Genomic DNA, 20,043 nt, shown 5'->3' with positions numbered 1-20,043 from the left:
CTCATTGACCCACCAGAACTTCGTCCCCGGCATGGAGTCCGTCCAGGATTTCTACCTGGTCATAGGTGGTGTAACCGGTTTGGACCCCCACCTTCTCCACCGCTTGATTGCCCTTCTCGTCCTTATTCAGGCGGCGAACAAAAGGTCTATCACCCTCGGTACCCACCGCTACCACCGGCACCGTCAAAGCATCGGCCCGCTCGTAGGTCAGCACCTCCATGTTTGCCGACATACCTATGTAGATGATTTTTTTAATGGCGGGAGGTATTTCATCGATAATCACTTTCAGTTCGAAGGAAGGAACGCCGGTCCCCTGAGCAACATTGCCCTGGGAAGAAATATTGCGAATTTTACCGTGAAGGGTTACGTCGGGGAAGGCATCGCCCGTGACGTTGACCTTCTGGCCCACCTTGATTTTTGTGATATCCACTTCGTCGACCTTCGCCTTGACCGAAAAGCCCGATAAGTCACCTATGGAAAGGACGATGCCTCCTTCTTGTAAGATGCTCCCTTTCTCCAAGCGCGGGGCATCTCGTGCCTCAAGGGCGGATCCCGGCAGCATGATGACCCCCGGCATCGGTGCCTTCACCGTGGAAGCCGCCAACTGTTGCTCCAAATCCCTCAGACGTGTACGGGCGTTTTCCATCTCAAAACGGATGATCTGCTTATTTTCGCCGGTTCCTTTGGCTAGCGTTGCCTTATACTCATCCTGGACGTTCTGATAATCCAACAACTGACCTTGGTACTGCTGCTTTGCCCACTCAAACTCGCTGGAGGCTACCAGCCCCTTTTTAAAGAGCCGTTCCGTCTCATCCATCGTCTGCTTCTGAGAATCCAAGGTAAGTTTAGTTTTGGAAAGGGAGCGGCGCGCACGTGTTACTTCTTCACTCTCTTCCCATTTTTCAACTTGGTTAAAGCGTTCCAGCGCCTTAATGTAGACGGCCTTGGCCTCGCGAACACTAACCTCTACCTGGGATGTGACGAGCTTAAGCAATACCTGGCCTGCAGAGACGATCTCTCCATAACGGAAAAAAATATCTTCCACTTTCCCGTTGAGGGAGGAGGTAAGATTAACCACACTCAGCGGCTCAAGGGTTCCCGTCAGGTAGATGGCGGAGGTGACCTTTCCCGGTTGGACCCGGAAGATACGACCAGCGGTCTCCCGCTGCTCCGCCATGGCCGGAACCTTTTTTCTTTCGGGGAGGAGTGACCTGTTCCACAAAAAAAAGCCCAGAACGATGAAAAGCAGCAAGATGAGTCCCGTTGCGGCAATACGGATCAGTTGGACCTTCTTAAGGGCGGCTTGGAGTTCTCTGTTGGATTCCTCCGTTTTGAGATAGGCATCGCGGAGCTTGTGGCTCAATTCCCTATCCGACTCCTGAAGCAAACGGATCTCATCAATGTTGGTCACGAGCTGCTGAATATATTGGGTATTGGACAGGGCCACAGCCGCCTGGGACGCCAAGGATGAAATATAGCCCGCCTGTTCCTCCGAAAAGGACACTACCGCGGAGGTGGCCGGATCTTTGGCATTGATAAGCTGTACAACCCCGATTACTTTGTTATCGTGATTAGTCATGGGGATGACTAGCATGGACTGGGTTCGATAGCCGGTGAGAGCGTCGTAGCTTTTAGGCCCAGAAAAATTGAAGTCCTCGGCGCAATAAACATCGGGAATTTTCACCGGAGAACCTGTGAGGGCTGCATAGGAAGAAACATTGTCCATGTTGGGCTGATCTTCCAAGTAGAGAGGCACTGGAGGAGGCAGGTTGCTGCCGGATTTATCGCTGCCGTTGATCCTGATCTTCAGGGTATCATTTTGAATAACCTCGAAACGGAGGTTCTTTGCGTCACTATCCAAAATATAAAGCGTCCCGGCATCGGCATTGGCTATGGCTCTGGCTGCATCGATAATCATTTCCAGGAGCCGTGCGTTGTCTTTTTCCGCAGAAAGGGCAACGCCAATCCTGGCGATCTGCTCCAGTTTTTGAATCTTGCCGTCCGCAGGGGAGGAAAAAGGCGATGTCATCTTATTGCCTTCCGACCCGGGAAATGGGTCCGTCTTTAACTTGCCGTAAGGGCTTCTGTAAATTCTACCACACTATTTATAATATTTCTCATCTCCCGAACGATCGGCTACCTTTATTCCCCACTTTTCAAGGGTGACGCCCAAAACCCTGTCCAGAGCGGTGCGTGCGGTAACATAGCTGATGATCGAGGTGAGTTCATAATTCCGGGCAAAAAAGAGGTCGTTTTGGGAAGACACTACTTGAAAGTTTGTCGAGCGTCCTGCCCGGAGTTTCTCCTTTTCCACGTCCAGCTTTCGCTCGTAAAGTTTGCGTGACTCCTGTGCCAGCTTCACTTGCCTCAGTTTCATTTCTGCCTCCCTCAGGGTATCTCTAAGTTCGAGTTCCACGGTATCCTTCACCTTGGCAAAGGCCACCTCAGCTTTGTCAAGACCGACCTTTGCGGCAACGTAGCCTTGTTGAGGGGTCAAGTCCCCCAATGGTATGGACAGGCGAATGCCGGTATTCCAATTGTCGGTGGTCCCTTCGAATCGCGGCTGTTCCCAGGCAGTCACCGGACTCTTCTCCACACCGCCGATGAGCGACAAATCCCACAGCCTGTTATTCTGTGCTACAGTGACGTTTGTCTTGGCAATATCCACATTGAGGGCGGCGATAAGGTAATCGGTCCGGTTGACAAAAGCCTGTTGACGGCACTCTTCGTAGGTGGGGAGGGCGGATTCCACGGTAAGCGGCTCCGTGGGGACAAGTGGGGTGTTCCTTCCCAGGTCAAAAAGCTTCAGCAGTGCTATCCGTGCGGCATCGGCATTATTTTCTGAAGAGAGAAGGCTTATCTCCCTATTGGCTATGTCTGCCTCATTCTGAACTATCTCCATCTCCGACATCCGGCCCGCGGTAATGAGTTCCCGCGTCACGGCCATGCTTTCTTTGGCTCTTTCCAGGGATTGCCTGCTGATTTCGATCTGCTTTACCGTTTGCAGGAAGTACCAATAGGCATAAATGACCGAACTAACCGTGTCCATAAGCGTTGTTTTTAAGTATAATTGGTTCACACTGTCAGTAAACCGTGCGTTCTTTATTGAGGCAGTTCCCACTTCCATTCCGCCTCCTTTCAGGAGCGGCTGCGTCAGGAAGAGACCGTATGAATCTGCACGCTGCAATCCGGTTGTATGTGCGCTGTCTAAATAATGAGCCGCCGTTAGGTCCAGACGTCCCCCGGTAGGCAGTTGCTGGGTCACTGTGGCGGAGAAAGTTGCATTGTCTGATACGAAGGACCCCGTGGTAAGGCGAGGGTCATCACCCGTTACCGATGAAGAGTTTCTCTGTGCTGTCGAATCGAGCATCACCTTAGGAATAAACTTGTATTCGGCCACCTTGAGATCGAATTTCTGTGCCCGGCGGAGTCTCCTTGAAAGCAGTTGATTTATCCCACGCATATACAGGGGGCAAGAGAGTTAAAAAGAAACAAACTCCGAACAAAAGTGCCGCTGCAACCTTTGTTTCCCTATGCTCCGTCACGTCATTGCGACTTGGACTTATAGATGAAAGCATATGATGATAACGTAGAAAAGATGGCAATAAAAAGAAAAGAAGGTGGCAACAGGGAAGTCCCACCTTCTTTTCTACTGAAAACAAACCTCAAGAGGCGGTCGGCCTTCGTAAAGTGAAATTGCTTGTTATTAAGGCTTGCATTTGTCCTTGTCGCCGCTAGGTCCGGGTTTCTTGTTTAAATCACCGGGTCCAGGTTTCTTGTTTAACTCACCGGGTCCAGGTTTCTTGTTTAAATCGCCGGGTCCAGGTTTCTTGTTTAAATCACCGGGCCCGGGTTTCTTGTTTAAATCACCGGGTCCGGGTTTCTTGTTTAAATCGCCGGGTCCAGGTTTCTTGTTTAAATCACCGGGTCCGGGTTTCTTGTCCATCATTGTGCCAGGCCCCTTGCCTTTTGTTATGTCATCTGCACTGGCGGCAAAAGCGCCACCCACAGCCAAAACCACAATAAGGAAAGGAACTACTAATAAAGTCGACCTTTTCATGATACCTCCTTATCAATGCGTTTTTTGGAAGGAAGAACCCTTCGATTACAGATACATCAATATGCTGATTTAACCACCCTATTTGTCGAACATCAACGTGACCAAATCACCAACCAGACGGTACTATGGAACTTTATTTAAAGCATGAAATATCATTCTTGAAAAGTCAAGGCAAATTTATGCGGAATCTTTGTGATCATAATTATGATTAGTGACGATTCCTAAGCGTTGGAATTGTTTTTTCCCGGGCTCTATGGTAGCAATGCCTAATCGTTGCTCCCTTTCAATCCGTAATCGTCAGTTCTGATTAATGGTCGACACTAAACAGTAGTAGGTGAACACAATTTCCGGCGCCATGCTTATTTTTATTGGTCACCCCTGAGAGGGTCCCATATACAGGGTATCCCCCTGGTGAACTTCTTACAGGAAGACCTTGTACCCTATGTTCAATGCCTTCCCCAAGCGCTTCGCCATTTCCTTGCCGATTGAGCGCTTGCCGTTTTCCATCTCGCTGATGTGGCGCTGGGGGATGCCGGTCAGTTCGGCAAGTTTCATCTGCGTCAACCCTTCCCGGTATCTTGCCCCGGCCAGAGCCTTGCCGATAAGCTGCGCTTCCGAGCATTCCGGGTAAGCATCGCGCCACGGGACAGAATCGGACGTATCCACAAACCCCAACGGCTTCAAGCTTTCGATGGCCCGCGCAATATTCACAATCGGCCCGATGAATCGCAGTTCAACGGTTTCAGTAGGGTGCTTTTTCGTGTGTGCCTGCATATATCACCTCAATCAATTATATTTCTTTGTCCGTCACTTCCCATATCGCCACATAGGTCGGGTGGCCTTTCTTTAAATGACAGTGATAACGGGTGCCGGACAGGGCGCTGAAATTCGGCCAGTCTCCCCGGATCGGCCCGTTTGCTTCCATATCCTTTTTCAGGGCAATGAGAAGGTTCTGAACGTTCTCAGGTAAATCCCTGACCCGTTTGTGAAGCCCCTTCTTTTCCTTAATCGTCCACGCCATGGCTTCATCCTATACCTAATAAAAGTATAATGCAAGGTGTTTTCTATTTCGTGAAGTTTACAACCTGCTCGGCCTCTTTATCCGGTTGCGGCCTCTTCGCCGGTCTGTTGATCCTGCTCGGGAGCCTTCTGCCATGCTTGCCCCAATGCTTTGGCAGCGTCCATAAGACTGTTTTCGCTCAGGTGGGCATATCGCTGCGTCATTACGTTTGTCTTGTGGCCTAAGAGCTTCTGAACGGTATATAAATCTTGCTCCTGCTCGATCATCCATGAAGCGTAACTATGCCGACAGGTGTGAAAGCATACCTCTAACCGGAGATCGTTAATGCCCTGATTGAATTTCAATTCCTCCACTATTCTAAAAAATATGAGTGATAACGTGAAGATACGAATACTTCCAACCGCCGGAAAAATCAACCTATTAAAATTGCACCTTTCAAGTAAATGTTGAGATTATAGCTACTTACAGTACCTACAAGTCCGCGACTCTTGGTTCGGAATTAAAGTGTGAATTACCAGTTGTACTGAAGGCTCTGGTAATGGGAGCGGTTCTACGATTCGCCGCTCCCTCACCAGACACTAAGCAGTTATTCTCCCAAATATTTGAAAGATAAACTAATTCTGACGCGAAACATTGCCACTTTGCCATCCTCAACAGTCATGTCAAGCTTGACGACTTCGGCAATACGGAGGTCTTTCAAGGTCTTGGCTGCTGTTTCTACGGCTTTTTTAGCCGCGTCTTCCCAGGAAACTTTGCTTGCTCCAACTAACTCGATAACTTTGTAAGTACTTTCAGGCATGGTTTTCTCCTTTCTCATGTTAAAAGGTTAGTAAAGGGAAAATCCAGACTTTTGAAAAGCAAAATCCATTTTTTGGGTCATTTTATCTCACCCCCATGGATCGGACCTTACTTACTGCTTTTTCAGCAGATTTTTACTCCCACCGAAAGGATAAACAGGGAAGGTCTCAACGGCTACGACATCAATCCATGCTACTCTGCTCGCGATCAGGCCCTTCGCGTCCGTGTCGACGACGTTTATTGCACGGCAGCCCTGAAGATCAAGGAATTCAAAGATAACCTTCACGCCCTTTGGCCATTTCCAACCAGCCCTCCTCTTTTCGACTTCCTTCTCATCCTCTGGAGCCCATGAACATATATTCATAAAATACATAAACCACCTCCTCGTTTGATTTTGACATTTCTTAAAAGATTCCGCAGAATACCTTGCCCTTTTGGTCAACTTCTCTCGGAGGGTTTGGTTTTTTTCGGGAAACGATAAAAGCCTCCAAAAGGCCATCGTGGTCTCTTGGAGGCTTTACATTGGCACCTTCCGGAATCTTCTCTTCATATAACACCCAAGGAGTTTGCTCGTCAGGTTGTGAGGTTGATCGCAGATATGGTGAGATTTTGGTTTGATACTATTCCTATCGTCATATGAAGTCAAGGAAGAAATAATATACTCATTTTTCAGGCCAGATTGTTGATTTCCATTTGGAATGTAGTATGAACTAAATTGGTAAAATTATCGGCGGTAAAATTATCTCGGGATAAAATGGATATGTATCAGCACAGGTAATCGTTTCTCCACAACTAAAGGCCGCTTACGGGCAGGATACAGGCGGAATCATGGGACTCAGCGTCCGCCCAGTTAATATTACTATCATTTCAGTATCATTCAATCTTCTTCAATATCTCGGCGTGTATTAGCTCATAAAACTCATCCGGGAGAAGCTTTCGTAATTCTTTTGCGATTGTGTTGCACATAATACCGACTGCAGTCATGATATAAGCGCCATCTTGACTATTAGAAGAGAGGAGGCTAACATATTCAAAAGCTTTTGATATATTCTCCTTCTCCCCAAATATTGGGGTGCTTAGTTCTTCAATTATCATTTTTAGCCTGTCTTGATCACACATGTTTTTAACCTCATTTTATTCGGGCAGCTTCTCCGCCCCAGGAACCATGACGGTTCTCCTTTTTCGTATATCCTTTAAGTCTATCTCCCAGTTCAGCCACCATTCCCAGGGTACGGCCTTAAGGTATGCCCATCCCAAACATCCTGAGGCACGTCAGTTCCAAAAGAGTTTCTGTTAAATGCTGGCCGCCATTCCAAAGGTGGTATTTCTGGTCAGAATTGAAAGGGATAATTATATCTCCAGTGTGATCAATATACGGGCTGCCTTTGGGGGTCATAATTATTGGTTGTCCTTTTGTTTCGTTTTAACGATAATGAGTATATGGGAAATGCCGGCCAAGGTCAAAAAGAAAAAGGCTGCTGTCCATTAATAAATGCGTACATTATTTAATACGGCCATTAGAAATCATTAGCTAATCCAGCCTTATACAATTTAAATGATAAGGCCATTTCCGTAGGGTGTTCCGTAGGGTTGAACCGTAAAATGAGTTGTGATATAATAAAGTCATTCATTGATTTATGCACCGCAAGGTTGATTCCCAAATATAAAAAATAAGGAGGTCTATGTGCGATGTCAGAAGAAACTCATAAAGAACATGACGGAAAACATCTGGAAAAGTTGACTATCAAGGAATTGCGGGAGATTGCGGCAGAGATTCCCCATGAAAGGGCAATCCTTGACATGAAGAAGGAGGAACTCGTCGCCTTAATCAAAGAAGCCTGGGGTATCAAAAACGAAACACCGGTTAAGAAAAGGAAACATTTAGCCAAGATCAAAATGACAAAACCAGAGCTCAAAGCAAGAATCTCCGAACTGAAAGTCATGAAATTGCAGGCGTTGGAATCAAATGATAACAATAACGTCGTCATGCTGCGGCATCAGATCAGTCAGCTTAAGAAAAAGTCAAGACGCTTTGCCGCGGCCTGAACTTCGGAGTCGGCTGAAATGTCCTGAATAATATATGGCCACTTCTGGTTATGCAGATACCTCCGATCCTAAACGGCGAAAGCGTCAGGAACTCATAATCCGCTGGTCAGGCATAGCCCTTATTTTATCTTTTTGGTTATGTAACTGGATGCTGCCAGGATTAAGAACTCATTGGGCATTTTTTCCGTTGTGGTTAGGCTACTGTCTTTTTGTGAGTAGTCTGGTATTTTCCCGCACTCACTCTTCGCTCCTAACCCGTAATTATCGGGCCTATGTGGGACTCTTCCTGATCTCCATTCCTGTGTGGTGGCTTTTTGAGCTCATCAATTGGCATACCAGGAACTGGTTTTATCAAGGGGAAGAATATTTCAGTAGGGTAGAATTTTCCCTCTTATCATCAATATCATTCTCCGTTGTCATACCGGCTGTGTTCGGTACCGCAGAATTAGTGAGTACGTTTTCATGGGTTAAAAAGCTGACGACCGGCCCCCGTTTTACCCTTTATCCTTGGACCATTCCCACCATTTTCTGTGCAGGCCTTCTCATGATGTTCTTAATAGTCCTTTGGCCCCAGTATTATTTCCCCCTTGTTTGGGGATCACTTTACCTGATTGTCGATTCTATTAACTTAAAGTTAGGCTTTCGCACGCTATTGGCCCATCTCTCTCAAGGCGATTGGCGACAAGTGGTTTCGCTTGGTCTGGGATCGCTGATCTGCGGCTTTTTTTGGGAACTGTGGAATTTCCATTCCTACCCGAAATGGATATATTGCATCCCTTACGTAGATTTCCTGCATGTTTTTGAAATGCCTCTCCTCGGTTATCTGGGGTATATCCCTTTTGCTCTGGAACTGTTTGCACTGTATCATTTTGCTATCGGTATCGTTGGAAAAAAACGTTTAAATAATTATGTTCTTTCTGATGTGTGAGACACGATACATTGATCAGCAGTCAGTTAACAGGTGATCTGTTATGGCCGATATAATGGGAAGAATATGCTTATGCGCCCCTATTTCTTGATGTTCAGCCACAAGCCTCCTCTTTCCTCAATCGTGCAATGCTCCAGTAATCCTGCCTTACGGACCATCTCCTCCAATTCCAATACGCTGACCCGGTACCGCCCCAATCTATCATTCAATACACGAGATTCATCCGCAATTTCATCAATAAGTACCTGGGGAGTATCTTTGCCAAACCCACCGCCGATAAAGGCAATTCCCCCATCTTTCAGTACCCGAAATATTTCCTGAAGAAGATATTTCTCATTATGCAAAAAGAAAAAGGCTCCTCTGAAGACCGCCAAATCAAATTGAGCGCTATCAAAAGCAAGCTGATTTAGACTTGTTTTCGAGACGCATATTTTTTTGGATAATCCGGACCTTGATATCTCCTGTCTTAAATACTTCAGCACTTCCGGCGACTCATCGGCAATGGTAATATTGAGTTTAGGGTATAATCTGGCCAACGCCATTGATATACCGCCAGAAAATGGGCCTAATTCCAAGACCATCCCGAAATCTCTCTGGTAATTCCCCATTATTTGTAATGCCAGGTGGGGATATATCTTTTCCCATAAACTGTTGACTCGTTTCAAGTCATTCATGTCCATAGTGGTCAATCTTTTGAGAAGGCAATTCAGTTCAGGTCATCCAGGACACCGACGAATGCTTTTCTTATCTAAATGTTCTGTTTTCAGGTTTTCTCATCGATCACTCGATCAACACCAGGCCATAGTAATTAGCGTCGTCTGAATAATCCTTAACAACTTTTATGGGATAGCCGTTGGCCCGGACCGTAGCATAAACGTCAATGCCGCAGGACTCCATGGAAGGGCGAGCCTGTTCGGTGTGGATGCATCGCTTGACATTACATTTTTCGCACAGTTGACATGGCCCGCTTCCCAGACCAAAAGCCTTATGAAAACCAGCCAGGAAGATCCGGCGTTCCAGATCGCAGACAATGGCGGGAAGCCTGCCGAGCTCCTTGCCGTGGATCAGCAGGGCGGATTGGTAACTGGCGATTACCTCCCTTGTCTCCAGATAGGTGGGTGTATGCGGCGGACAGCAAAGGCTGGTATTATAGCCGCCACAGCCATACCGACATTTAAGCCTGACCCAGGGTGCAGTGACGATGCTTGCCGCTTCGATCAGTTTGGCTTGCAGTGCCCCCAGTTCGCGAGCCTGATGGATAAAGGTCTTAATGGTTGCTTTAGGGATCATATATTATAGCCAATTGACAATGCCGATGTTCAGACCTCCCCATCGAGTTTATTTGAAATCTGCCGGTCGTTTGCTGATAGCATAATTCATTTAATCTTTAAACTTCTTTTCACTTTTTTTATGCAGGGATTCTTCTTCACCATTTTCATGTTTTATAACTGTCCTTTGACGCTGTAACAATTTCATCTATCTCCCCTGTCAGCATATGGTTGCCAAAATTACTGATTTTCTCCAGAGTGCAACAAACTTTTTTTGGGAGGAGCGAAAGAAGGCATCCGTTCAGAAAGGAGCACTGGAAAAAGCCCAGGTTGAAAGGTATGGCACGGATGGTTGGCAGCGGATGAAAAATGAATTCAACTGTCTAGAAAGACTAAAATAAGACCGGTTACCCCGTATTTTTTAAGAATAGATTTTGAAGCCTTTCAGGTTGTAAAACAAAAGCTCGGCTTTATCTTTCATTCTTTGCGCCTCTGCTTCCGTGGTATTTTCATGTTCATATCCCAATAGATGCAGGAGGCCGTGGATAAAGAGGAAATCAAGCTCATCATCTAAGGTCAAGCCGCCGGCCGGGCCGTCACCGGCGGCTCTCTCTACAGAAATCACCACATCGCCGAGCAGGGTGGGATTAAGATCGCCAAAATCTCCCTCCAGTTGGGAAAAAGCGATCACGTTGGTGGGATAATCGCGGTTGAGATACTGTCTGTTGATCTCCCGGATCTGATCGTTATCAACCAGCGCCAGGCTGATTTCCTTGTCGCGGCAACCGAGTTCCCGAATAATTTTATTCGCTGTCTGTCGCAGCCGGCGTCTGTCTACCTTTACTTTTTTCTGCCTGTTTTCGATCAACAATTGCATAGTTGCCTTCTTTCTTGGCGCCATTGAGTTCATTGACAACAGGTTCCGGGTAATCTATGCGGTGATGGAAAATGCCGTTTAAAATCATGATAAAGCTCTCGGCAACCTTGTTTAAGTCACGCAGGGTGAGATCACATTCATCGAGCTGACCATCGTTTAGGGCGTGTTCGATACGTTCCCGGACCAGTGTTTTGATTCTGGCCGGTGTGGGATTGGACAACGTGCGGGAGGAAGCCTCCATAACATCGCCCAGCAGGACGAGGCCCGCCTCCCTGGTTTGCGGTTTGGGACCGGGATAGCGGAAATCAGTTTCGGGCAAGGCGCGGATGGAAGGTGTCTTGTCCTTTTTGGCCTTATCGAAAAAATAACTGACTAAGCTCGTGCCGTGATGCTCTCTGATAATATTGATAATCTCTTTGGAAAGTTTTGCCTTGGCGGCCAATTCGCAACCATCCTTGACGTGGGAAATTATCACGAGCGAGCTCATTTTGGGCGAAAGCTTGTCATGCTTGTTGCCGCCGCTGGGCTGGTTTTCAATGAAATACTGGGGCATCTTCATCTTCCCGATGTCATGATAGTAGGCACTCACCTTGGCCAGCAGAGCATTGGCGCCGATGCCCTCCGCAGCCGTTTCGACCATGGAAGCCATGACAATACTGTGGTGGTAGGTGCCTGGCGCTTCCATAATCATCTGCTGAAAAATAGGCTGGTTGAGATTGGCCAGCTCTAACAGCTTAATATCCGTGGTGTATTGGAAAAGCGATTCAAAGAGGGGTAGCAGGCCGGCAACCAGCAGACCGGAAGCGCTTCCCCCCGCAAATCCCATCAGGAGGGCAATAAAGGTGTGAAAGGTGAAAATGTTTTCCTCAATCAGGCCCAGGGAGAGAATGGCCGCCATATTCACGGCGCCCAGCAATAATCCGACCTTGAAAAATGCAGCCCGTTCCCGGCAATCTACAATCCGGTAAGCGGCCACGGCACTGCCCAGAAAGGAAAAAATAAACAGGGAAATCTTGCCGTCAAAAAGAAAGGTGATGATAATTGACAAGAATATGGACAATAGAAAAGCCAGCCTCTGGTTGAGCAGCAAACTCACCAGCATCGCGGCGGCGCTGAAAGGAATCGTGTAGATGAAGACATCGGCGGGAAGGGTGGGAAAGGCCTCCGTAACGGCCCCGGCAACAAAAATTCCTATCCGGACGAAAATAATCTGTAAAAGAGCCGTCACACTTATAAACAAGATATCCAACTTCTCAATTTTATACATTTTATTTGCATAGTGATAAAGAATAATGCCGAAAAAGACGATTGTAAAGAACACGCCGGTAAAAACCAGGAATTTGGAAAACTTCTTTTCTCCCTTGATCTGGTAGTAGGCATCCAATTTAGCCATTTCGGCAGGGGTAATCTTTTCGCCCTCCCGAACCAGCATCTCGTGTTTTTCAACCTTCAGGAAAACGGGATTGACATCCCGTGTGGCCGCATGCTTCCTTGATTCGGTGGCATCCTTATTGTAAACAAGGTTGGGCTTGATTAATTTCATCGCCAGGCTAAGAGCCACCTTGTCTGTGTAAGCTGTCTCCTGGCCCGCGTTAAGGTTCGCCGTTTTCAGCATCCCCGATTCGATATCCGTTATATGGCGGGCGGCCGATAGATTGGTCAGCTCTTTTTCCGTTTGCTTTCTTAAGTCTCTGACCGCGATTCCTCTGTCTTTTTCCTGCGGCAAAAATGTCAAGTTCGTAATCATGCCGCCACGATAAGCCGTAGTAATAAGCCCCGCGATTTTTGCGGCGACGGAGGGTGAAAATTTGCTCTGGTAGAGGGCCTGAAATTCCTCGGCAGAAACGGTCAGGCCGACGATTCTTTCAAAGTTTTTCTTCAGCGGCGATAACAGATCCTCGTTTTTCTCCGGTGGGGCGGCTATCTTCCCGGAGCTTATTTCTTTCATCAGAGAGAAGGCATTGGTCAGGCTGGTAAGGATCTGCGCCGCCACTTCGTCATCATAATCGTAAACGGAACGGATTTCATTAATGGCTTCCATGCGCTTCTGTTCAGTGGCAGACGCATTTTCCGCAATAAACTCCCGGTCGGCCTTGATATTGCGGGTGGCGATGTCTCCCAGTTTATATCCGGGATGTTGAAACCGGATCTGGGGGGTCAGGAGGATAGCCAGCAATAAACTCAAAACCGATAATATAAATATCTTATTGAGCAGCACATGCGAAGATGATGCGGCAATCTTTGGACCATGGTTTTTGATCTTTTTTGCCAACAAGGCTGATTTGTCTTTAAAAACTTTTATATTGTACATGTTTTAATTGCCTTTATTTCTCTTCCGCTGCTCTAACTGCTGGTAGGCGCGAATGACATCCTGAACGAGAGGATGCCGGACGACGTCAACTTCAGAGAAGTGAATGAAGCTGATGCCCTCCGTTGTTTTGAGGATTGTTGCCGCTTCAATGAGTCCTGATCCTTTTTCCAGGGGCAGATCTATCTGGGTAATGTCGCCCGTGATGACGGCCCGGGAACCGTAGCCGAGGCGGGTGAGAAACATCTTCATCTGTTCGGAGGTGGTATTCTGCGCCTCATCGAGGATGACGAAGGAATCGTTCAGCGTCCGGCCGCGCATGAAGGCGAGCGGGGCAACCTCGATAATGCTTTTTTGAATGAGAGCGGTGGCCCGGTCAAAATCCAGCATATCGAACAGGGCGTCATAAAGCGGCCGCAGATAAGGGTTTACCTTTTCCGCGAGGTCGCCGGGCAGGAAGCCCAGCTTTTCACCCGCCTCTACGGCCGGCCGCGCCAGGACTATGCGATGCACCTTTTTGGCCATGAGCGCGGAAACTGCCATGGCCATGGCCAGATAAGTCTTGCCGGTTCCGGCCGGGCCGACGCCAAACACCATGTCGTGCTTTCTCATGGCATCAATGTATAGTTTCTGGGCGATGCTCTTCGGGGTGATGACGCGTTTTTTGGAAGCAATGAAAACCGTGTCGAGAAATATCTTTTCCAGATCCACATCACTGTTTCCCGAGAGCATCCGGTGCGCGTAGACGATATCTTCCGCAAATACGTTATAGCCCTTGGCGATGATGCCGTAGAGTTGCCCGAGGATTTGCCTGCTGAGCTTAACAATGACGGGATCATCGCCGGCTATGGTAATATTGTTCCCCCGGACGGCGAGCTTCACGCCGGTCAGCTTCTCCAGGAGCTTTAAATGACTGTCCTGTTCGCCAAACAGATTGCGGAGGATGGTATTGTCGGTAAAACTGATGGTTTCGGCGGTTGGCGCCAATTTGTTATGTTTCAAGTAATTGCGACCTTATTATACATCTTTCCAGATTTGCCAGTTGCTTTTATCAACAATGCCCGATAAAATGTCAACCATAATATTGTAAAAAAGGAGAATACTCGATGGCTGTTTCTACCAAGATTCAGGATATGATCGCTAGCTCATCATGGATTAGGAAAATGTTTGAGGAAGGCGATAATTTGAGAAAACAATTCGGTGCGGAAAATGTTTTTGATTTCAGCCTCGGCAATCCCAATATTGAACCGCCGGACAAATTCAAGGAGGCTCTCATCCAGGCTGCCGCCGCCGTTATCCCGAATAAACATGGCTATATGCCTAATGCCGGCTATCCCGAGACGAGAAAGTCTGTGGCCGCCTACCAGAGTTCCATCCGGGGAGTGCCACTTGCTTTCAACAACATTATCATGACCTGCGGGGCCGGCGGCGCTCTGAATGTCATCTTAAAGGCGCTCCTTAATCCCAACGAGGAGGTTATTGTTCCTACGCCCTGTTTTGTGGAATACCGTTCCTATGTGGATAACGCGGGCGGCGTGACTAAATTTGTCAAGACCCAAAGCGATTTTTCCCTTGATCTTTCGGCTATCGCCGCTGCCATTACAGAAAAAACAAAGATCGTGCTGATTAATTCGCCCAACAATCCCACCGGCAAGGTTTACGATGGCGCTGCTATCAAGGGTTTGGCCGACGTTCTGCGAGACAAGTCCCGTACTCTGGGCGAGGATATTTACCTCATCTCCGATGAGCCTTATACGGATATCGTCTACGACGGCGCCGAGGTTCCCAGTGTCCTGGCCGCCTACGAAAACAGTATTATTGCCACCTCTTATTCCAAAAGCCTTTCCCTGCCCGGAGAAAGAATCGGCTATCTGGCCATCAATCCGGCCCTGAAGGGCGTGGCGATGGTTATTGATGCCGCTATTCTTTGCAACCGAATTCTTGGTTTTGTGAACGCGCCGGCCTTGATGCAGCGCGTGATCGTCAACCTGCAGGGCGCCCAGGTGGCGGTGGCCGAATATAAACGCAAACGCGACCTGCTCTGCGATGGCTTGGCAGCCTTGGGCTACAAGTTCGTCAAACCCGCCGGAGCCTTTTACCTTTTCCCCCAGAGTCCCATAGAAGATGATGCCTTGTTTGTTAAAGCTTTACTTCAGGAAAAAATCATCTGTGTACCTGGCAGCGGCTTCAGCGGACCCGGCTTCTTCCGCATTTCCTACTGCGTGGAAGACCGGACAATAATAAATTCCATGGAGGGATTCGGGAAGGTTATGAAGCAGTTTTCGTGACGATAACGTTAACTTACTAATGACGGATGCTGAAGTCCGTGTAATCGCCTTTGTATGGTTCTTCTGTCACTTCAATCTGGCTGACATCGGCGCAGGGCGGCCCTTCCTGGCACCAGTCCAGCAGGGCGGCCAGGTTGATTTCGGAACCTTCCACAATGGCTTCGACACTGCCATCGGGAAGGTTTTTAACCCAGCCGGTAAAGCCCAGCGACTCGGCTACCCGCTGCATGTGGGCACGAAAAAAAACGCCCTGAACCTTGCCAGTAATCAAAAAATGCCATCTTTTCATAGCCATCACTCCGCACCGATAAGTTTAGCGAAATTCTCCTCATCAATTATGTTGACACCCGCCTGCCGGGCTTTATCGAATTTTGAGCCGGGTGATTCCCCTGCAACTAAATAGTCGGTAGTCTTCGTCAGTGATGCCGTAACGAGCCCGCCCTGAGACTGGACGATTTTCTTGGCCTCCTGGCGGGACATCCTGCTCATGGTCCCCGTGAAGACGAATGATTTACCAGCCAGGGGTGCTTTCTGCAACGCAACAGCTTCTTGCGCTCTGACACCCGCCTCGTGCAGCTTGGCAAGAACGTTGAGATTGGCCGGTTCCTGGAAAAATTTGATAATACTCGCTGCTACTTCCGGTCCGATGTCGCGGATGCCCAGCAACACTTCTTCCGTTGCTGCAATAAGTTCGGAAATATTGCCGAATCTCTCTGCCAAAACTTTTGCGATATGTTCGCCTGTATGCCTGATCCCGAGGGCGAAAATAAATTTTTCCAGGGTCGGGGTTTGGGAACGCTTGATTGCCGAGATAAGATTGTCGGCGGATTTATCCCCCATCCTTTCCAAGGTCAGTAACTTTTCCCTTGTTAAGGTGTAGATGTCAGCGGGATCAATAATCAGTTCATTTTCGAGCAGTTGCTGCACCAGCTTATCCCCCAGCCCCTCAATATCCATGGTGCCCCGGGACACAAAGTGTTTGATGTGTTCCTTGATCTGGGCCGGACAGGCGATGCCTATGCAACGACGCGCCGACTCGTTTTCCAATCTCACCACGTCAGAACCGCAAACCGGACATTTGGCGGGCATGACAAAAGGCACGGCAGTAGCAGGTCGTTTATCAATGACTACCCGGACAACTTCGGGTATGACATCACCGGCCCGACGAACAATAACCGTATCGCCAATGCGGACATCCTTGTTGAATATTTCATCTTCATTATGCAAGGTGGCGTTGCTGACGGTCACGCCCCCGACAAACACCGGTCTTAGACGGGCGACAGGAGTCAAGGCCCCGGTGCGACCGACTTGCACTTGAATGTCATAAATTTCGGTGGTTGCTTCTTCAGCGGCAAATTTATGGGCGATCGCAAAACGTGGCGCACGGGATACAAAACCGAGGCGTTCCTGATATTCAAGCAGATCAACCTTATAAACTACGCCGTCTATGTCGAAGGGCAGGGCAGGCCTTATTGATTCCAGGTAGGTGTAATAAGCAAGCAGGCCCGCCGCACCTTTGACAACTTGGCGTTCTTTACTGACAGGGATGGACCAGGCCGCCATCGCCGCCATGATTTCACTGTGCGATTTAATGGCAACCAGCCGCCGGTTTTCTTCCCCGCTTGCTCCGGCAGACAGGCCATAGGCAAAAAAGCTCAATCTCCTTTGGGCCGTGATTTCGGCGTCAAGCTGTCGGAGCGACCCGGCCGCGGCATTGCGCGGATTGGCAAATTCCTTTTCGCCTTTTTCCCGTTGCCGGCGGTTGAGGTCAGCAAAATCCTCCTTGAACATGATTACCTCGCCCCGAATCTCCAGCGTCTGGTCTCCGGCATCGGCTGCCAATCGCTCGGGAATAGACGATATTTTACGGATATTCGGTGTCACATCTTCCCCCGTGTAGCCATCGCCTCTTGTTGCTGCCCGCACCAGCAGGCCCTTGGCGTATAAAAGACTAATGGCCAGACCATCGAATTTCGGTTCGGCGGTATATTCGATTTCCTCCCGCTGCAATTTTTCCCGCACTCGTAGATCAAAAGCCGTTACTTCCGCTTCCGAGAAGGCATTGTTGAGCGAAAGCATGGGGCTCAAGTGCCTGATCTGGGAAAAGGCGTCCAAAGGCGCGCTCCCGACCATCCGGGTAGGGGAAAGAGCAGCATCTATGTCGGGAAATTGTTGTTCCAGTGCCAGCAGCTCCACCATAAGGCCATCAAACTCGGCATCGGCTATTTCCGGGTCGTCAAACTGGTGGTACCTCTGATTGTGATAAGCAATGTCTCTGCGCAAAGAGGCAATTTTCTTTTCAGCTTCATCCCTGTGCATCTTCATATCCCTGTTATATTTGAGTAACGTTATACGCAGTTAGATGATGAGCAGACGTGCGGTCATTTACTCCCCCCTGAGAGGAATAGCTGAACGGGGGGAAGATATATAACATAAAATACGGAGCTTGTCGCTGCTTATATTTCCGCACGGATATATAAGCAGCGACAAGCCCTCACTTCTTCGGCATTTTCGACTTTTGACGAGGCCGTTATATTCAGGGCACGATCACGCCCAGAGTTTTCCCGTCTTTCAGATTTACCAGCCCCTCTTCGCAGATGCGAAGGTAAGGGATCGCCGCCCCGGTCAGGGTAACCAGAGTTAAAAAAGGATTGCTGAAAGGGATGCCCAGCCCTTGAGCGGCTGCCGTTATCGCGTCCATCTGTACGGCAAGGATATCCATCGGCAAAGGGGAGATCAGACCGAAAATGGGCAGGGGAAACTCGGCCAGAATCCTTCCCCCGGCACAAACTACTGTTCCTCCTTGCAGGGCATGGATGCGGTTGACGGCGAGGGCCATGTCCGCCTCACTGGCGCCAACCACGATGATATCCGATGTGTCCCAGGCCGCACTGGTCGCAAAGGCGCCCGAGCGCATTTTAAATCCGCGTAACAATCCGACAAATTTCCGGCCCGGACAGTTAGTTCGGTCAATGGCCGCCACCTTGATGATATCCTGATTAATATCGGCCTTTATCTGGCCATCCATAACCGGCATCTCCATTTGCAATTCCGCCGTCACCAGATCGGTTATTTGATCAATCACGCGAACCTTGACTTGGGAAAGATTACGGTCGGCCAGGATGGCAAAATCCTCCGGCCTGAGTTCGGCAGGAAGATGGATACTATGGCAACTCGCCGCGCTATAGACAGGCTTCGGCGGCAAAACAAGCAGCTCGTCATTTTTGGCTACGATTTTACCGCTGCTGATTACGTACCAAGGCTGGATGGTCTGTAAATCGGGTATAATCAACATATCAGCGTACTTACCGGGAGCAATGCCTCCCATGAGGCCATCAAGGGAGAAATGCTCGGCCACATTCAGTGTTGCCATCCGGATCGCATCCAGGGGGGCGAAGCCGACATTAATCGCCTTCTGAACAACATATTCCATATAACCCTTCTCGATCAAATCCTTGGGATCAATACCGTCGGTGACCAGGATCAATCGGCGCAGATCAACAGACATATCTTTTACGCGGGCCACGGCTGCGAGCTCGCGCCTGATGCTCCCCTCCCTGACCATTACATAAATCCCCAAGCGCAATCTTTCCCGCACTTCTTCGGCAGTTATCGGCTCATGGCAGGAAGAAACACCCGTCGCCACATAGGCCACCAATTTTCTGCCGCCCGCGCCGGCCGAATGACCTTCTACGACCTTTCCGCACCGCAGGGTCTCCTCATAAAGGGGCAGAAACTGGTCCGGATTCTGTAAAACAGCCTGCCAATAGGACTCGCCCAAACCCAGGACGTCATCGCGTTTAAGGAGCTTTTTGAGTGTTGCCAGTGGCACGCCGTTACAGGTCCGGCTGATCGAAACCATGGCCGCCACGGTGGCATATACCTTCAGAGGCTGATCCTGGAAAGCATCGAGAAAATCCAGTACGCCTTCGTAACCGCCGACGGGAAATGGTTCCATCGTCTCGGCGATGATCGTCGTCGTACCGCCTTTGATCGCATAGCGCGAAAACTCCGCAGCGTCAAACAGGGGGGCCAGGTGGATGTGACCATCAATAAAACCGGGAATCACCGTCAAGCCTTGAGCATCAATGACGACGGTCTCAGCTCCGATGTTAGCTTCCGGCGCCGGGCCGACGTAGGCGATCCATTTTCCTTTTACGGTCACGGCATAGTCTTCCAGGATCTCGCAGGTATAAACATTTGCCAGCCGGGCGTGGACGATGGCGAGATCCGCCGGGACGCGACCAAGAGCCACCTGCATTAATACTGCGGCTTCTTTATTGCCCATGAGGGGTAATGTTCCTGATATGGCCATGGATATTCTCCTTCCCTTACTCCGATGAAATGACAAGATTTAAACAATCGCTGTGAGCATTGTTTGCCTCGGCAGGCGCCGGAGTATAAGAAATAGAGTCTTCCAGTGTCAAGTAAATAAGCTGTTGTAATATT

General features: G+C 48.9%; 20 protein-coding genes. 3 read left to right on the top strand and 17 right to left on the bottom strand.

The window, feature by feature from the left end; all coding sequences use genetic code 11:
- Position 1: 1 nt before the first annotated feature.
- The 9 genes from NT140_10250 to NT140_10210 all read right to left on the bottom strand — a co-directional run bounded on the left by NT140_10250 (position 2) and on the right by NT140_10210 (position 6,998).
- Positions 2–2,029: an HlyD family efflux transporter periplasmic adaptor subunit gene (locus NT140_10250; protein ID MCX5832247.1), complete on the bottom strand. Its 2,028-nt coding sequence runs from the start codon at positions 2,027–2,029 to the stop codon at positions 2–4.
- 72 nt (positions 2,030–2,101) lie between these two features.
- Entirely contained in the window at positions 2,102–3,463 is a 1,362-nt protein-coding gene (locus tag NT140_10245) for a TolC family protein (protein MCX5832246.1), read from the bottom strand.
- Between the two features lie 243 nt (positions 3,464–3,706).
- On the bottom strand, positions 3,707–4,060 hold the full coding sequence (locus NT140_10240) for a hypothetical protein (protein MCX5832245.1): 354 nt from the start codon (positions 4,058–4,060) through the stop codon (positions 3,707–3,709).
- 420 nt (positions 4,061–4,480) lie between these two features.
- Positions 4,481–4,834: a helix-turn-helix transcriptional regulator gene (locus NT140_10235; protein MCX5832244.1), complete on the bottom strand. Its 354-nt coding sequence runs from the start codon at positions 4,832–4,834 to the stop codon at positions 4,481–4,483.
- Positions 4,835–4,850: 16 nt separating this feature from the next.
- Positions 4,851–5,081, bottom strand: coding sequence for a cytotoxic translational repressor of toxin-antitoxin stability system (locus NT140_10230; GenBank protein MCX5832243.1), 231 nt, complete (start codon positions 5,079–5,081; stop codon positions 4,851–4,853).
- A gap of 77 nt (positions 5,082–5,158) precedes the next feature.
- Entirely contained in the window at positions 5,159–5,434 is a 276-nt protein-coding gene (locus NT140_10225) for a tyrosine-type recombinase/integrase (protein MCX5832242.1), read from the bottom strand.
- A 233-nt stretch (positions 5,435–5,667) separates the two neighbouring features.
- Positions 5,668–5,880 (bottom strand): dodecin family protein, encoded by a 213-nt coding sequence (locus NT140_10220; protein ID MCX5832241.1) that lies wholly within the window; start codon positions 5,878–5,880, stop codon positions 5,668–5,670.
- 111 nt (positions 5,881–5,991) lie between these two features.
- Positions 5,992–6,252 carry a hypothetical protein gene (locus tag NT140_10215; GenBank protein MCX5832240.1) on the bottom strand — a complete coding sequence of 87 codons (261 nt, stop codon included), beginning with the start codon at positions 6,250–6,252 and terminating at the stop codon, positions 5,992–5,994.
- A 500-nt stretch (positions 6,253–6,752) separates the two neighbouring features.
- Complete coding sequence (locus NT140_10210; protein MCX5832239.1) at positions 6,753–6,998, bottom strand: hypothetical protein; 246 nt, start codon at positions 6,996–6,998, stop codon at positions 6,753–6,755.
- A 570-nt stretch (positions 6,999–7,568) separates the two neighbouring features.
- Here NT140_10210 and NT140_10205 point away from each other — a divergent pair.
- Together NT140_10205 and NT140_10200 are read left to right on the top strand one after the other, a co-directional pair.
- A complete protein-coding gene (locus tag NT140_10205) occupies positions 7,569–7,925 on the top strand; it encodes a transcription termination factor Rho (protein ID MCX5832238.1) in 357 nt (118 codons plus the stop codon).
- Positions 7,926–7,959: 34 nt separating this feature from the next.
- Entirely contained in the window at positions 7,960–8,853 is an 894-nt protein-coding gene (locus NT140_10200) for a hypothetical protein (protein ID MCX5832237.1), read from the top strand.
- 80 nt (positions 8,854–8,933) lie between these two features.
- Here NT140_10200 and NT140_10195 read toward each other — a convergent pair whose 3' ends face one another.
- The 5 genes from NT140_10195 to NT140_10175 all read right to left on the bottom strand — a co-directional run bounded on the left by NT140_10195 (position 8,934) and on the right by NT140_10175 (position 14,308).
- Positions 8,934–9,461, bottom strand: a complete 528-nt coding sequence (locus NT140_10195) for a class I SAM-dependent methyltransferase (GenBank protein MCX5832236.1) — start codon at positions 9,459–9,461, stop codon at positions 8,934–8,936.
- 172 nt (positions 9,462–9,633) lie between these two features.
- The gene (locus tag NT140_10190; GenBank protein ID MCX5832235.1) at positions 9,634–10,143 is read right to left on the bottom strand and encodes a DUF2284 domain-containing protein; all 510 of its coding nucleotides are present in this window, start codon (positions 10,141–10,143) and stop codon (positions 9,634–9,636) included.
- A 399-nt stretch (positions 10,144–10,542) separates the two neighbouring features.
- Positions 10,543–10,998 carry an rRNA maturation RNase YbeY gene (gene ybeY / locus NT140_10185; GenBank protein MCX5832234.1) on the bottom strand — a complete coding sequence of 152 codons (456 nt, stop codon included), beginning with the start codon at positions 10,996–10,998 and terminating at the stop codon, positions 10,543–10,545.
- Positions 10,925–13,309, bottom strand: a complete 2,385-nt coding sequence (locus tag NT140_10180; GenBank protein MCX5832233.1) for an HDIG domain-containing protein — start codon at positions 13,307–13,309, stop codon at positions 10,925–10,927. The genes ybeY and NT140_10180 overlap by 74 nt, the downstream gene beginning before the upstream one ends.
- Positions 13,310–13,312: 3 nt before the next feature.
- Complete coding sequence (locus tag NT140_10175; GenBank protein MCX5832232.1) at positions 13,313–14,308, bottom strand: PhoH family protein; 996 nt, start codon at positions 14,306–14,308, stop codon at positions 13,313–13,315.
- 104 nt (positions 14,309–14,412) lie between these two features.
- Between NT140_10175 and NT140_10170 the strand changes: the two genes are divergently transcribed.
- Positions 14,413–15,594: a pyridoxal phosphate-dependent aminotransferase gene (locus NT140_10170; GenBank protein ID MCX5832231.1), complete on the top strand. Its 1,182-nt coding sequence runs from the start codon at positions 14,413–14,415 to the stop codon at positions 15,592–15,594.
- A 16-nt stretch (positions 15,595–15,610) separates the two neighbouring features.
- Here NT140_10170 and NT140_10165 read toward each other — a convergent pair whose 3' ends face one another.
- The 3 genes from NT140_10165 to NT140_10155 all read right to left on the bottom strand — a co-directional run bounded on the left by NT140_10165 (position 15,611) and on the right by NT140_10155 (position 19,909).
- Complete coding sequence (locus NT140_10165) at positions 15,611–15,883, bottom strand: acylphosphatase (GenBank protein MCX5832230.1); 273 nt, start codon at positions 15,881–15,883, stop codon at positions 15,611–15,613.
- A 5-nt stretch (positions 15,884–15,888) separates the two neighbouring features.
- On the bottom strand, positions 15,889–17,919 hold the full coding sequence (gene ligA, locus NT140_10160; GenBank protein ID MCX5832229.1) for an NAD-dependent DNA ligase LigA: 2,031 nt from the start codon (positions 17,917–17,919) through the stop codon (positions 15,889–15,891).
- A 211-nt stretch (positions 17,920–18,130) separates the two neighbouring features.
- Positions 18,131–19,909, bottom strand: coding sequence for an amidohydrolase family protein (locus tag NT140_10155; GenBank protein MCX5832228.1), 1,779 nt, complete (start codon positions 19,907–19,909; stop codon positions 18,131–18,133).
- Between the last annotated feature and the right edge of the window lie 134 nt (positions 19,910–20,043).

Source organism: Deltaproteobacteria bacterium (assembly GCA_026388415.1).
Classification (GTDB): Bacteria; Desulfobacterota; Syntrophia; order Syntrophales; family JACQWR01; genus JAPLJV01.
Note: the sequence above shows the minus strand (reverse complement) of the source record. Positions and strands in the feature narration are given on the sequence as shown.